Genomic DNA, 14,325 nt, shown 5'->3' with positions numbered 1-14,325 from the left:
TCAGATGGCGGTCGGTGCAGCGGCCGGGTGCCCGGACGTGCTTACAGCACGGTCCTTGGCCTCCTTGAGCGCCGCGAGGGTGTCGAGCGCACGCCCTTCGTCGGCGGTGAGATCGACAAGAAATGCGTCGTTGTTCTGCTTGATCCAGTCGAGCGGCATATCCCACCACGCGAGCTGCAGCAGTTGTTCGCGCACTTTCTCCGTGAAGCGGAAGCGAACCAGACGGGCCGGCGAACCCGCATAGATCCCGTAAGCCTCGGTGCGGAAATTGGGCGGAACGACGGCCCGTGCGCCGATCACGCATCCGCTCTCGATCTGGCTACCGCCAAGGAACAGCGCTTCATCGCCGATCCAGACGTCGTTGTGAATCACGGTATCCGCGTATTGCGGCATCGGCGCGTTTACGAGGCCGTTACCGTAAATGCTGAACATGCTCGTGGAAATGGTGCGCATCTCGTGCTGACCGTTCAGCAGGAAACGCAGGCGCATTCCGCCGGCCACGTTCTTGCCGATCACGAGTTTCTGATGGCCCTGGTCGTACTTCACGATCGAGCCCACACCAAGCCCCGAGCAACGGCCGATATGAAAGGTGCCGACCTGCGCCTCTTCGTCGAGCCAGTCGCGGAAGAAATTGTTTGGAATAGACGAAACGGCACCATCCCGGTAGCCCAGCACAATGAAATGCTTCGCCCACGGATGGTCGGGCAACACGCCAATACAGTCGTCGGAGGTCGTAACGTTCATTCGCGATCGCAAGTGTGCCGGCGCCGCGGCTCGATGCCTGGGCCGCCTGGCAGGAACGGGGAAACGACGCGGCACATCGGCCGCGATCATGGACGATGCAGTATAGGAAGCACGCGACAACAACCGACAACGAATAAGAACGGCGTTCTGACTTCTGTTCTGTCGATGAGGCTGGTCTGATCCCGAGTCAACTGCCAGGATAGGGCCGGCATCGAAATGGACTTGCCTTCGGCGCCCGGCGGCAGGCGCCCGCTGTTCCATCACGGCGTCCCGGGGTCGACTTCCGCAGCAGCGTCGCCTCGATCCGGCCAACCCGCCCTCACCCACACACGCCGCACCATTCGCGCTCAATTGCTCGACGAGCACCCGCCGCAACTGCTCGAACCGCATGAGCTGGAACTGCACGAACTCGACGAACCGCAGCTCGACGACGAGCCGCTGCTGCCGGACGAATCCGAACCGCCCGTACGCGCCGCCATCGTGGCCCGCATCAACGGCGGCGGCTCCATCAGCGCACTCGAATGCACGGCCCACGCGGTGCCGGCCAACGCTCCCGCACCAAACAGCGCGGCAGCCCAGAGCGACTCGTCCGGCGAATCGGACTCGCCGCGGCGTGCGCTCCGGTATGCGTCAAGCGACGCCTTCCCACCCACCGTCAGGCCGCCGCGCCCGAATCCGGTCAGGCGCCGCGCGACGAAGCAGTATGCGATCGCGAACGCCGCCATGCAGATGACGAGCAACAGGACCGGCCGCCCTCGACTCAGCCCGACCGCCAGTTTCGCCGCGCCCGTGCCGAGCACCAGCAGCGCAATCGTGCGCGCGGCCATGCGCGCCGTCCGCATCTCGCCGGGCGCCCAAAACCAGCCGCAGTTGCGCAACGAATCCGCATATTCGGAGAACCGACGCGCCAGAAGCTGCCGGAACGCGCCGAAGCTGGCCTCCCCGCCCGGTTGCCCATCCAGCCAGTAGCATTCGTCCGCATATGCGCCGGCGCGCGTCACGTCGATGCTCTGCACGCGCGCGCCCAGTCGCCCCGCCATCCTCAGGTCGATCGCGCCCGCCTGGATGAGCGACAGCGTCGCGACTTGCACAGCCCTCGATTCGTCTCCGGCGAGATACGCGACTTCCTCGACCGTCAGGTTCGACGGTGCTTCGCGAGCGCGCGCGCCCCAGCGCCGGTAGCGATACTCGATCTGTTGCAGGCCCACGATCAGCAGCAACGCGACGATGCAGGCCGGCACGTAGAACGCGAGAAACTGCGGCCCTGTGTAGTCCAGCACGTCGAAGTCCTGCGCCGATGCGCAGGTCGCGGCGACACTCGCGGCGGCCGCCGGCCACACGAGCTTCGGCAGCCGGTTGCGCCAGGTCCTGCCGGCCGGCGGGGCGGCCGGCGAATCCGGTTCGACCGGCTCGTCCGCGGCCGGCAGGTCCGGCTGCGGCGATCCGGGCGCGGCATGCAGGTCCGCAGGTGGCCAGATCGACTCCGGCGGCTCGCGGCCGAACAGCCGTCGATAGCTGTCGAGCGTGTCGCGATAGCGCTGCGCGTACACGGCGGCTTCGTCCGGCGCGCCCGTGCCGGGCATGTGATGCAGCCGCGCGCGCAGCACACCGGCGCAGAAGACGTCCCAGTATTCGAGCGTGTATTGCAGGTGGAAATGCCACGCGGCATCGACCGCGACCGACGGCGTGACCGGGTGCCCGGCCGCCTGCGCGAGAAACGCGAAGCGCTTGTATTCGTCGATCACGGCCAGCGCGTGCTCGTGCGACCATCCTTCGGCGTCGGCGAGGCGCCGGCTGTACGGCAGCGGCGCGTTCGGGTCGTCGGGGGAATACGCGTGCAGGCGCGCGAGCAAGGCTTGCTGCGCATCGGTCAGCGTGCGGGCATCGACTGCGGTCGAGGAAGACGGGATGGCAGCCATCGGGAGTCGGCGCGATGCGCGGACGGCCGCCGCGATCGACGCTTGGAGTTGTCGTTGCGGGCGATTCTCGCATAACGGCGATGCGGTGAGACGCCTGTCCGCCGGTCCTGCCCGGAGCCGTGCGATGCGATTGGCTCGGAAGGGGGACGCTAGGCAAGCACAGACTCAGCCGATCAAGGATCACGACACCGAAAGGCGCTGATGGCCGCCAGTTGGCTGCGATTTCACTGCGGGAAGGGAAGCGGTAGTACGGAGAAACCGACGAGAGCCTGAACAGGCATGTTTTGGCGCGCCCGGCTGGGATCGAACCAGCAACCCCTGCCTTCGGAGGGCAGTACTCTATCCATTGAGCTACGGGCGCGTGTGACAGTGAAACGACCCCAATATACAGGCCGCCCACAATTGGCAAGACGGCAAGGATACCCGGTTTCCCATGACGCGTCCACCTTGCCTGCCGAATCGCCGCCGGGCCGCGCTGCGTGCGGGTAAACACGCGCCATCGCGCCGCTCGCCGTGATGTAAACGTTCCGTCTATAATCGTCCGTGCTTCATTGGACTGCCATTTTGCCGTTGCACCGCGCTCACAATTCCTATTCATGGAGACGAGGCAAGCATGAGCGAAGCACCCCACGAATCTCCCGTCAAAACCCCCGGGCAGTTGGTTGCCGTCATCATCGCGTCGTTCGCGATCCCGATCGTCCTGATCATCCTGTTCGCCACCTATGCGAACCATGCGTTCCGTTCCGGCGCCGGCACGGACGCGCTGTCCGACGAGCAGGTCGCCGCACGTATCAAGCCGCTCGCGCAGGTCGACGTGAAGGACGCCAACGCGCCCCGCACGTACAAGACCGGCGAGGCAGTCTACAAGGCCGTCTGCGTGACCTGCCACGGCACGGGCGCCGCCGGCGCGCCGAAGTTCGGCAACAAGGACGACTGGGCGCCGCGCATCTCGCAAGGCTTCGACACGCTGCTGAAGACGGCCCTCGCTGGCAAGGGCGCGATGCCGCCGCGCGGCGGCACGAGCCCCGACGACGTCAGCGACTATGAAATCGCCCGTGCGATCGTCTACATGGCGAACAACGACGGCGCGAACTTCCCCGAACCGGCCGCGCCGGCCGCCAACGCGGCGCAGCCCGCCAGCGGTGCGGCAGGCGCATCTGGTGCGGCCGACGCCGCGAGCGCGCAGATCGCCGCGGCGCAGGCCGCGATGGCCGCGATCCCGAAGGCCGGCGAACAGCCCGCGGCCGCTCCGGCCAGCGCCGATGCGGCAACCGCCGGCAAGGCGCTGTACACGTCGACCTGCCAGGCCTGCCACGCGGCAGGCGTGCTCGGCGCGCCGAAGTTCGGCAGCAAGGAAGACTGGGCGCCGCGCCTGAAGGAATCGATGGATACGGTCTACAACTACGCGCTGCACGGCAAGGGTGCGATGCCACCGAAGGGCGGATCGACCGCGTCGGACGCCGACGTGAAGGCAGCCGTCGACTACATGGTCAACGCGTCGAAGTAACGCCGGCCCACCCGTAAAAAACCCCCGCGAAGCACACGCATCGCGGGGGTTTTGTTTTGCCGGGCCGCCGGATCGCCGTGCGCCCGACGGCGCCGCCGCATCACATCACTTCTGCAGCAACGCCTTCAGGCTCGCGAGCCGATCCTTCGGCGACATCGGCGCTTCTTCCGGCGTGGGCGGCGGCGCTTCGTCGAGGCCCATCTCGGGGATGAAGCGCGACGGCTCGCACACGACCGTCTCGCGCGCCCGCTTGCGCTTCTTGCACCAGTTCAGGTGCAGGCTGCGCTGCGCGCGCGTGATCGCGACGTACATCAGCCGGCGCTCTTCCTCGATCCGCTCGCTGTCGATCGGGCCGTCGTCCTCGCTGCCGCCGCGGTGCGGCATGATGCCCTCCTCGACGCCGACCAGGAACACGTGCGGATACTCGAGCCCCTTCGACGCATGGACGGTCGACAGCCGCACGGCATCCGGATCCTCGTCCTTGCCCTCGAGCATCGACATCAGCGCGACGGTCTGGATCAGGCCGAGCAGGTTCTTGCCCGTATCGGCGAGCCCGTCCGCATTGTGGAAGCCTTCGGCCTCGCCGTCGACGGCCTCCGTCTCGGGCTTCGTGCCCTTGCGCTTCAGCCATTCGAGGAATTCGAGGACGTTCTGCCACTTCGACTGCGCCTGGCGCTCGTCGAACGCGTCGTACAGGTACGCCTCGTAGTGGATCGCCTCCATCATGTCGTCGAGCACGACGGTCGCGGGCTCCTTGTCCGCGCGCTCGGTCAGGCGCTGGATGAAGTCGCAGAACATCCTGAGCGGCTCGACCTGGCGCGCGGACAGCCGCGCCTCGATGCCGCCCATGTACACGGCCTCGAACAGCGACACCTTCGCCTGCCCAGCGAACGAGCCGAGCGCCTCGAGCGTCGTGTTGCCGATCCCGCGGCGCGGCGTCGTGACCGCGCGGATGAACGCGGGATCGTCGTCGGCGTTCGCGATCAGCCGCAGGTACGCGCACAGGTCCTTGATCTCGGCCTTGTCGAAGAACGACTGGCCGCCGGACAGCACGTACGGGATCCGCTCGCGCCGCAGCACCTGCTCGAAGATCCGCGCCTGGAAATTGCCGCGATACAGGATCGCGTAGTCGCGGAACTGCGCGCGCCGCTCGAACTTGTGCGCGGACAGCCGGAACACGACCGATTCGGCCTCGTGCTCCTCGTCGTTGCACGGCGTGACGGTGATCGAATCGCCCATCCCGTGCTCGGACCACAGCTTCTTCTCGAACAGCTTCGGGTTGTTCGCGATCACGTTGTTCGCCGCGGTCAGGATCCGCACCGTCGACCGGTAGTTCTGCTCGAGCTTGACCAGGTGCAGCTTCGGGAAATCCTTGCCGAGCTGCGCGAGGTTCTCGAGCGTCGCGCCACGCCAGCCGTAGATCGCCTGGTCGTCGTCGCCGACCGCCGTGAACGCGGCGCGCGGGCCGGCGAGCAGCTTCAGCAGCTCGTACTGGCACGCGTTGGTGTCCTGGTACTCGTCGATCAGCAGGTAGCGCAGCTTGTTCTGCCAGCGGTCGCGCACCTGCTCGTTCTTCGCGAACAGCTCGGCGGGCAGGCGGATCAGGTCGTCGAAGTCGACCGCCTGGTACGCATGCAGCGTCGCGACGTAGTTGCGGTAGACCAGCGCGGCCTGGTGCTCGTCCTCGTTGGCCGCGATCGCCATCGCCTCGTCGGGCATGATCAGGCCGTTCTTCCACAGCGAGATGATGCTCTGGATCTTGCGGATCAGCCCCTTGTCGGTGGTGCCGAGCTGCTCCTGGATCATCCCGAAGCAGTCGTCCGAATCCATGATCGAGAACTGCGGCTTCAGGCCGACGTGCTCGGCCTCCTGACGCAGGATCTGCACGCCGAGCGAATGGAACGTGCAGACGGTGAGCTGGTTGACGGGCACCTTGCGGCCTTCCTTGCCGGGCGTGGTGAGCGTCTTGCCCTCGAGCAGCTTCCCCACGCGCTCGCGCATTTCGGCGGCCGCCTTGTTCGTGAACGTGACGGCGGCGATGTGGCGCGGCTCGAAGCCTTTCGCTTCGATCAGGTGCGCGATCTTCTGCGTGATCACGCGGGTCTTGCCGCTGCCCGCGCCGGCGAGCACGAGACAGGGACCGTCGAGGTAGCGCACCGCTTCGTTCTGGGCGGAATTGAGGCCTGCGGACATGATGGCGGATGGTGTTGCGGTTGACGGCGGAACGCCGGGAGGATGCCGTGCGCGGCAGGCTGGCGAAGCAGGCGGACACGCGGGCAGGACGCGCATGTTAACACGTCGGCGGCGCGTATTTCGGGAGCGCCGCCGGACGGGGCCGTGCGGGCGGATCGGCCGGTCGCACCCCGTCCGTCCGGCCAATCCGGCCCCGTTCGCGCACCGATCGGCCACAATACGCACACACCGGCGGCGCCCCGTGCCGGGCCCGCCTGAACCGCTTGAAACGTCTGAAACACCACCGGATCGACACCATGGGATACCCGCTCGCCACCGCCGCCCTCGGCCCGCTGCTGTTCGCACAGGGGCGCTACGTGCGGCGCGTCACGCCGCGGCTGCCCGAGGCGGCCGGCCCGCGCGACGGCGTGGCCGGCGACGGCCCGCCGCTGCGCGTGCTGGTGGTCGGCGATTCGGCCGCCGCGGGCGTCGGCGTCGCGACGCAGCGCGACGCGCTGTCCGGGCAACTGGCGAGCGAACTGGCGGCCACGCACCGCGTGAGCTGGAAGCTGCTCGCACGCACGGGCCTGACCACCCGGGATCTCGTCGACTGGCTCGCTGCCGAGCCGGCCGAGCCGTTCGACGTGGCCGTGACGTCGCTCGGCGTCAACGACGTGACGGGCGGCGTGCCGCCGGCGCGCTGGCAGGCGGCGCAGGCAGAACTCGTCCGGACGCTCGCCGGGCGCTTCCGGGTCGGGCACGTGATCCTGTCGGCAGTACCGCCGATGGAACGCTTTCCGGCGCTGCCGCAGCCGCTCGCGTGGTATCTCGGGCTGCGCGCGAAACGGCTCAACGCGGCGCTCGCCGGCTGGGCCGCCGCGCAGCCGCATTGCACGTTCCTGCGGGTCGCGCTGCCGCTCGAGCGCCACCTGATGGCCGCGGACGGCTTCCACCCCGGCGCAGCCGCATGCGCCGTGTGGGCCGCACAGGTCGCGGCCGCCGTGCGGCAGCGGGCGGCCGCATGACACGGCTCAGCGCCCGCGCGACGCGCCGTTTACCGCGAAGCCGGGCAGGCAGCCACGCGCGCACGGTGCGCGGTCTCGCGCAAATGCCGGCTTCCTTTGCGCATGCGCCGCGTCTCTCCGCGCATTTCGCCCAACGCGCCAGTACGAGCGGCGGCGCCATGCCAAAATAGCCGGTCGTCTTCGCGCCGCCTCGGCGCGCCATCCTTTAATTTCCTTCGCAGCCAGGAATTGCCATGTCGTCATTGCTCAGGATTGGTTTGATGGGTTTCGGTTTCGCCGGCGCGACGTTCCACGCGCCCGTGATCGCCACGAGCGGCCGCACTGAAGTCGCCGCGATCGCGACGGGCCAGCCCGATCGCGCACGGGCCGCGTATCCGGGCGCGCGCGTCGTCCCCGACCTCGACACGCTGCTCGGCCTCGACGACATCGAGTGCGTGGTGATCGCCACGCCGAACGACACGCACTTCGCGCTCGCACGCCAGGTGCTCGAAGCCGGCCGTCACGTGGTCGTCGACAAGCCGGTCACGCTCACCGCCGACGAAGCACTTGCGCTCGCGCGGCTCGCGAACGCGCGCAGCCGGCTGTTCGCGCCGTTCCACAACCGCCGCTGGGACGGCGATTTCCTGACCGTGCGCCGTGTCATCGAATCGGGCGAGCTCGGCCGGCTCACCTACTTCGCGTCGCACTTCGACCGCTTCCGGCCGACGCCGCGCACGCGCTGGCGCGAGGAGCCCGCCCGCGGCGGCGGCCTGCTGCTCGACCTCGGCCCGCACCTGATCGACCAGGCGCTCGCGCTGTTCGGCGTGCCGGAAACAGTGAGCGCGACCGTCAAGACGCGCCGCGACAACGGCACGGCGCCCGATTTCGTGCACCTGCTGCTCGGCTATCCGGACAAGGACGTTGCGTTGCACGCGAGCGCGCTGTCGGCGATCGAACCCGCGCGCTTCACGCTGCACGGTACGCGCGGCAGCTACCAGAAGTTCGGGCTCGACACGCAGGAAGACCAGCTCAAGGCCGGCCTCACCGCGGACGACGTCGAGTTCGGCGGCGGCAACCCGCCCGGCCTGTTGCGCGTGCTCGACGGCGAAATCGAAGTCGAGCGCCCGGTGCCGACGCTCGACGGCCAGTACGCGGAGTTCTACCGCGCGCTCGCCGCGTCGATCCGCGACGGCGCGCCGTTCCCCGTCACCGCGCAGGACGCCGTCGACGTGATGACGATCATCGAGCTCGCCGCGCAGAGCGAGCACGACGGCCGCCGGCTGCCGTTCGTGCGCCGCATGGTCTGACACCGCGCGCTGGCCGGTTGCAGCCGGCCGGCACGCGTGTACCGGGGCAACCGGAACATTCGGTTACAAATGCCGCGGGAACGAAAGTCAGCGGTACACGTGTCTGACGCGTTTCTCAAAAAAGTCGATCCGACACCAATCCGTCAGGAGAATGTTGATGCAACGGTTGATTCGCGCAGCAGTGTGCTGCGTGCTGGTTTCCTCGCTCGCGGCCTGTATCGTGCAGCCGCAGCAGCCGGTCCGTCAGGCGCCCCCGCCGCGGCCGAATCCACAGGTCGTCGCGAACGAACGGGCGCAACAGATCCAGGGCCGGATCGACAACCTGCACCGCCGCATCGATGCGCGCGTGAACGGCGGCTACTATCCGCCGCCGTACGGCGCGCAGCTTCACCACCGCCTCGACGTGATCCGCCAGGAAGCGAACGACATGGCCGCGCAGCACAGCGGCGGCCTGTCCGGCGACGAGCAGCGCGTGCTGAACCAGGAACTCGACACGGCCGCGCGCGCGATCGGCGAGTAACGCGCCGGCGCCCGCCGGAGTGGAAAAAAGCGGCGGCACCGGTTGCCGCCGCTTGTCGTGAAGCGACATTTTTTTGCCCAAATTGACAAGGCCCACCCGCTCGCGTACAGTCGCCCGCACGCGTCGGGAGAGCGTGTGACCGCGTTGCTGCAACGCCGGTCGCGCCGCCGAAGGGGCACACCCGCAAACTCTCAGGCAAAAGGACCGACCGCGTCGGGGAATCCCGTCCGCGCATTGCGCGGGCCGCACTCCCCGCACTCTGGAGAGCGGCAGTAGCCCGCTGCGCACATGCTGCGCGGGCAAGCTGCCCACCGAAGGGGCGCGCGCTCGCCGGGCTTTGCCCGCGGCGCAATCTCTCAGGTATCGAGGACAGAGGGGCATGTACCGGATCGCTCGCAGCCCGTCGGCCGCGGTGGTCGGCACATGGCCGTTCTGATCCGCGCGCAAGCGCCTTGCCTGAGGCCTCGATGACTGCACTGAATCACACCCCGCTCAACGCCGCGCACCGCGCGCTCAATGCCCGCATGGTCGACTTCGGCGGCTGGGACATGCCCGTCAACTACGGCTCGCAGATCGAAGAACACGAAGCCGTGCGCACCGACGCCGGCATGTTCGACGTGTCGCACATGTGCGTCGTCGATTTCACCGGCAGCCGCGTGCGCGCGTTCTTCGAGCACGCGATCGCGAACAACGTCGGCAAGCTGAAGACGCCCGGCAAGGCGCTCTACACGTGCCTGCTCAATCCGCAGGGCGGCGTCGTCGACGACCTGATCGTCTATTACTTCACCGAAGATTTCTTCCGCGTCGTCGTCAATGCCGGCACCGCCGAGAAAGACATCGCGTGGTTCAACACGCTCAACGAGCAAGGCGGCTACGGCCTCACGATCGCGCCGCGCCGCGATTTCGCGATCGTCGCCGTTCAGGGCCCGAACGCCCGCGAAAAGGTCTGGACGACGGTGCCCGCCGCGCGCGCCGCGACGAGCGAGCTGAAGCCGTTCAACGCCGCGCAGGTCGCCGGCACGCCGTTCGGCGATCTCACCGTCGCGCGCACCGGCTATACCGGTGAAGACGGCTTCGAGGTGATCGTCCCGGCCGTGCACGTCGTAGCGCTGTGGAACGCACTGCAGCAAAACGGCGTGCGCCCGTGCGGGCTCGGCGCGCGCGACACGTTGCGCCTCGAGGCCGGCATGAACCTGTACGGCCAGGACATGGACGACACCGTGTCGCCGCTCGACGCGGGCCTCGCGTGGACGGTCGACCTCACCGCGCCGCGCGACTTCATCGGCCGCGCCGCGCTCGAACGCGACGGCACGCGCGCCGCGTTCGTCGGCCTGATCCTGCAGAAGGAAAACGGCAAGGCGGGCGGCGTGCTGCGCGCACACCAGAAGGTCGTCACGCCGCACGGCGAAGGCGAGATCACGAGCGGCACGTTCTCGCCGTCGATGCAGGAATCGATCGCGTTCGCACGCGTGCCGGCGGCCGTCCAGGTCGGCGACACGGTCCAGGTGCAAATTCGCGACAAGAATCTTCCCGCGCGCGTGGTAAAACTGCCGTTCGTGCGCAACGGCAAGGTCCTCGCTGCGTAACGGCCGGGGGGCCTCCTCCCGGGAAGCCGGGAGATGGCGCCCGGCGCAAACCACATCCGGCGCGCCCCGGCGGCACGCCAGCAGAACGAATCACACCCTTTTATCCAGGAGCATCCGATGAGCAACGTCCCGGCCGATCTGAAATACACCGACGAACACGAGTGGATCCGCACCGAAGCAGACGGCACGCTGACGGTCGGCATCACCGATCACGCGCAGAGCACGCTCGGCGACATCGTCTTCCTCGAACTGCCCGAAGTCGGCAAGTCGGTGACCGCGGGCGACGCGGTCGGCGTCGTCGAATCGGTGAAGGCTGCATCCGACATCTACTCGCCGGTGTCCGGCGAGATCGTCGAAGTCAATGGCGCGATCGTCGACGCGCCGGATCAGGTCAACGGCGACGCGTACGCGAGCTGGCTCTTCAAGATCAAGCTCGCGGCCGGCGCATCGACCGACAAGCTGATCGACGCTGCCGCCTACACCAAGCTGATCGACTAATTTCCTTACCCGAACCGCGCGGGGCCGGCCAGCCGCCCCGTCCCGCGCGGGACCAGAGTCACGCCATGAAGCTCGAACACCCGGACCGCCTGATGAACCGCACGCCCCTCTCGCTCGCCGCGCTCGAAACGCACGACGCGTTCGCCGAACGCCATATCGGCCCCGACGCCGCCAGCCAGCAGGCCATGCTCGATACGCTCGGCTTCGCGTCGCGCGCCGCCCTGATGGACGCCGTGATCCCGGCCTCGATCCGCCGCGCCGAAACGCTGCCGCTCGGCCCGTTCGCGCAGCCGAAGAGCGAGGCCGAAGCCCTCGCCGCGCTGCGGGTTCTCGCGGACAAGAACCAGGTGTTCCGCTCGTATATCGGCCAGGGTTACCACGACACGCACACGCCGGCGGTGATCCTGCGCAACGTGCTCGAAAACCCGGCGTGGTACACGGCCTACACGCCGTACCAGCCCGAAATTTCCCAGGGCCGCCTCGAGGCGCTCCTGAACTTCCAGCAGATGGTGACCGACCTCACGGGCCTCGCGATCTCGAACGCGTCGCTGCTCGATGAAGCGACCGCCGCGGCCGAAGCGATGACGCTGCTGCAGCGCACCGGCAAGCCGGCGTCGAACGTGTTCTACGTCGCCGACGACGTGCTGCCGCAGACGCTCGAAGTGATCCGCACGCGCGCGCTGCCGATCGGCATCGAGATCAAGACGGGCCCGGCCGCCGACGCGGCACAGGCGAACGCGTTCGGCGTGCTGCTGCAATACCCGGGCGTGAACGGCGACGTGCGCGACTACCGCGCACTCACCGAAGCGATCCACGCGGCCGGCGGCCACGTGGTCGTCGCGGCCGACCTGCTCGCGCTCACCGTGCTGACGCCGCCCGGCGAATGGGGCGCGGACGTCGCGATCGGCAACACGCAGCGCTTCGGTGTGCCGATGGGCTTCGGCGGCCCGCACGCCGCGTATCTCGCGGTGCGCGATGAATTCAAGCGCCAGATGCCGGGCCGCCTCGTCGGCGTGACGGTCGACGCGCAGGGCAAGCCCGCGCTGCGCCTCGCGCTGCAAACCCGCGAACAGCACATCCGCCGCGAGAAGGCGACGTCGAACGTGTGTACCGCGCAGGCGCTGCTCGCGATCATGGCCAGCATGTACGCGGTCTACCACGGCCCGCACGGGCTGAAGACGATCGCGCTGCGCGTGAACCGCATCGCGGCGCTGTTCGCCGCCGGCGTGAAGCAGCTCGGCTTCGCGACCGTCAACGACACGTTCTTCGACACGCTGACGATCGACACCGGCGCGCGCACCGCGCAGGTTCACGAATTCGCGAAGGCGAAGCGCATCAACCTGCGCCGCGTGAGCGACACGCAAGTCGGCGTGTCGGTCGACGAAACGACGACGCGCGACGACCTCGCCGATCTCCTCACCGTGTTCGCGCAGGCCGCAGGCGGCACCGCGCCGGCCGTCGACGCGCTGGACGCAGGCCTCGCCGGCGTCGCCGCGCTGCCGGCCGGCCTCGACCGCACGAGCGCGTACCTGACGCACCACGTGTTCAACCGCCACCATTCCGAAACCGAAATGCTGCGCTACCTGCGCAGCCTGTCGGACAAGGATCTCGCGCTCGACCGCTCGATGATCCCGCTCGGCTCGTGCACGATGAAGCTGAACGCGACGTCGGAAATGCTGCCCGTCACGTGGCCCGAGTTCGGCGGCATCCACCCGTTCGCGCCGGCCGACCAGACCGTCGGCTACCGCGAGATGATCGACCAGCTCGAGCAGATGCTCGTCGCGGCCACCGGCTACGCGGCCGTGTCGCTGCAGCCGAACGCTGGCTCGCAGGGCGAGTACGCGGGCCTGCTGATCATCCACGCGTACCACGCATCGCGCGGCGAAGCCCACCGCGACGTGTGCCTGATCCCGGCGTCCGCGCACGGCACGAACCCGGCATCCGCGCACATGGCCGGCATGAAGGTCGTGGTCGTCGCCTGCGACGCGCAGGGCAACGTCGACATCGCCGACCTGAAGGCGAAGGCCGAGCAGCACTCGAAGGACCTCGCGGCGATCATGATCACGTATCCGTCGACGCACGGCGTGTTCGAGCAGAACGTCCGCGAGATCTGCGAGATCGTGCATGCGCACGGCGGCCAGGTGTACGTCGACGGCGCGAACATGAACGCGATGGTCGGCCTGACCGCGCCGGGCCAGTTCGGCGGCGACGTGTCGCACCTGAACCTGCACAAGACCTTCTGCATCCCGCACGGCGGCGGCGGCCCGGGCGTCGGCCCGGTCGCGGTCGGCGCGCACCTCGCGAAGTTCCTGCCGAACCAGCGTTCGACCGGCTACGCGCGCGACGAAAACGGCATCGGCGCGGTGTCGGCCGCCCCGTACGGCTCGGCGTCGATCCTGCCGATCTCGTGGATGTACATCGCGATGATGGGCGCGAAGAACCTGACCGCCGCGACGGAAACCGCGATCCTCAACGCGAACTACATCGCGAAGCGCCTCGCGCCGCACTACCCGGTGCTGTACTCGGGCCCGGGCGGGCTGGTCGCGCACGAATGCATTCTCGACCTGCGTCCGATCAAGGATTCGAGCGGCATCAGCGTCGACGACGTCGCGAAGCGCCTGATGGACTACGGCTTCCACGCGCCGACGATGAGCTTCCCGGTGCCGGGCACGCTGATGGTCGAGCCGACCGAATCGGAATCGCAGGAAGAACTCGACCGCTTCATCGCCGCGATGATCGCGATCCGCGAGGAAATCCGCGCGGTCGAGGAAGGCCGCGCCGACCGCGAGGACAACCCGCTGCGTCACGCGCCGCACACGGCGGCCGTCGTCACCGCGAACGAATGGCCGCACGCGTACTCGCGCGAGCAGGCTGCGTACCCGGTCGCATCGCTCGGCACGAACAAGTACTGGCCGCCGGTCGGCCGCGCGGACAATGCGTACGGCGACCGCAACCTGTTCTGCTCGTGCGTGCCGATGTCGGAATACGCATAACGCGCGCCAGGCCCCGAGCCGTCCGATGGTGATCGCACCGCACGCAACTCCGTGTTGCGTGCGGTTTTTGCGTTC

Annotated in this window: 10 protein-coding genes, 1 tRNA gene and 2 riboswitches; of the genes, 7 read left to right on the top strand and 4 right to left on the bottom strand. The window is 68.4% G+C overall.

Annotation, left to right across the window (positions count from 1 at the left end; all coding sequences use genetic code 11):
* The 3 genes from MRS60_RS00835 to MRS60_RS00825 all read right to left on the bottom strand — a co-directional run bounded on the left by MRS60_RS00835 (position 1) and on the right by MRS60_RS00825 (position 3,024).
* Complete coding sequence (locus MRS60_RS00835) at positions 1 to 744, bottom strand: acetyltransferase (RefSeq protein WP_243565086.1); 744 nt, start codon at positions 742 to 744, stop codon at positions 1 to 3.
* A 347-nt stretch (positions 745 to 1,091) separates the two neighbouring features.
* Positions 1,092 to 2,663, bottom strand: coding sequence for a TIGR04222 domain-containing membrane protein (locus tag MRS60_RS00830; protein WP_243565085.1), 1,572 nt, complete (start codon positions 2,661 to 2,663; stop codon positions 1,092 to 1,094).
* A 285-nt stretch (positions 2,664 to 2,948) separates the two neighbouring features.
* Positions 2,949 to 3,024, bottom strand: a tRNA-Arg gene (locus tag MRS60_RS00825).
* Positions 3,025 to 3,276: 252 nt separating this feature from the next.
* On the opposite strand from MRS60_RS00825, the gene MRS60_RS00820 reads away from it, so the two are divergent.
* Positions 3,277 to 4,170 carry a c-type cytochrome gene (locus MRS60_RS00820; RefSeq protein WP_034183876.1) on the top strand — a complete coding sequence of 298 codons (894 nt, stop codon included), beginning with the start codon at positions 3,277 to 3,279 and terminating at the stop codon, positions 4,168 to 4,170.
* 105 nt (positions 4,171 to 4,275) lie between these two features.
* Here the strand turns inward: MRS60_RS00820 and MRS60_RS00815 are convergent, their stop codons facing one another.
* Positions 4,276 to 6,363 (bottom strand): UvrD-helicase domain-containing protein, encoded by a 2,088-nt coding sequence (locus MRS60_RS00815; RefSeq protein ID WP_105390403.1) that lies wholly within the window; start codon positions 6,361 to 6,363, stop codon positions 4,276 to 4,278.
* Between the two features lie 296 nt (positions 6,364 to 6,659).
* Here MRS60_RS00815 and MRS60_RS00810 point away from each other — a divergent pair, with 296 nt between their 5' ends.
* The 6 genes from MRS60_RS00810 (at position 6,660) to gcvP (ending at position 14,250) form a co-directional block, all read left to right on the top strand.
* Positions 6,660 to 7,367 (top strand): SGNH/GDSL hydrolase family protein, encoded by a 708-nt coding sequence (locus tag MRS60_RS00810; protein ID WP_243565084.1) that lies wholly within the window; start codon positions 6,660 to 6,662, stop codon positions 7,365 to 7,367.
* A gap of 233 nt (positions 7,368 to 7,600) precedes the next feature.
* Positions 7,601 to 8,653 (top strand): oxidoreductase, encoded by a 1,053-nt coding sequence (locus tag MRS60_RS00805; protein ID WP_243565083.1) that lies wholly within the window; start codon positions 7,601 to 7,603, stop codon positions 8,651 to 8,653.
* A gap of 157 nt (positions 8,654 to 8,810) precedes the next feature.
* Positions 8,811 to 9,173 (top strand): hypothetical protein, encoded by a 363-nt coding sequence (locus MRS60_RS00800; RefSeq protein WP_034183988.1) that lies wholly within the window; start codon positions 8,811 to 8,813, stop codon positions 9,171 to 9,173.
* Positions 9,174 to 9,287: 114 nt separating this feature from the next.
* A riboswitch (glycine riboswitch) is annotated at positions 9,288 to 9,390 on the top strand.
* A 32-nt stretch (positions 9,391 to 9,422) separates the two neighbouring features.
* A riboswitch (glycine riboswitch) is annotated at positions 9,423 to 9,556 on the top strand.
* 84 nt (positions 9,557 to 9,640) lie between these two features.
* Complete coding sequence (gene gcvT / locus MRS60_RS00795) at positions 9,641 to 10,759, top strand: glycine cleavage system aminomethyltransferase GcvT (RefSeq protein ID WP_243565082.1); 1,119 nt, start codon at positions 9,641 to 9,643, stop codon at positions 10,757 to 10,759.
* A 117-nt stretch (positions 10,760 to 10,876) separates the two neighbouring features.
* A complete protein-coding gene (gene gcvH / locus MRS60_RS00790; protein ID WP_034183871.1) occupies positions 10,877 to 11,257 on the top strand; it encodes a glycine cleavage system protein GcvH in 381 nt (126 codons plus the stop codon).
* A 65-nt stretch (positions 11,258 to 11,322) separates the two neighbouring features.
* Positions 11,323 to 14,250, top strand: a complete 2,928-nt coding sequence (gcvP, locus tag MRS60_RS00785) for an aminomethyl-transferring glycine dehydrogenase (RefSeq protein WP_243565081.1) — start codon at positions 11,323 to 11,325, stop codon at positions 14,248 to 14,250.
* Positions 14,251 to 14,325: the final 75 nt, after the last annotated feature.

The sequence above is a fragment of the Burkholderia pyrrocinia genome (assembly GCF_022809715.1).
GTDB classification, from domain to species: domain Bacteria; phylum Pseudomonadota; class Gammaproteobacteria; order Burkholderiales; family Burkholderiaceae; genus Burkholderia; species Burkholderia pyrrocinia_C.
Note: the sequence above shows the minus strand (reverse complement) of the source record. Positions and strands in the feature narration are given on the sequence as shown.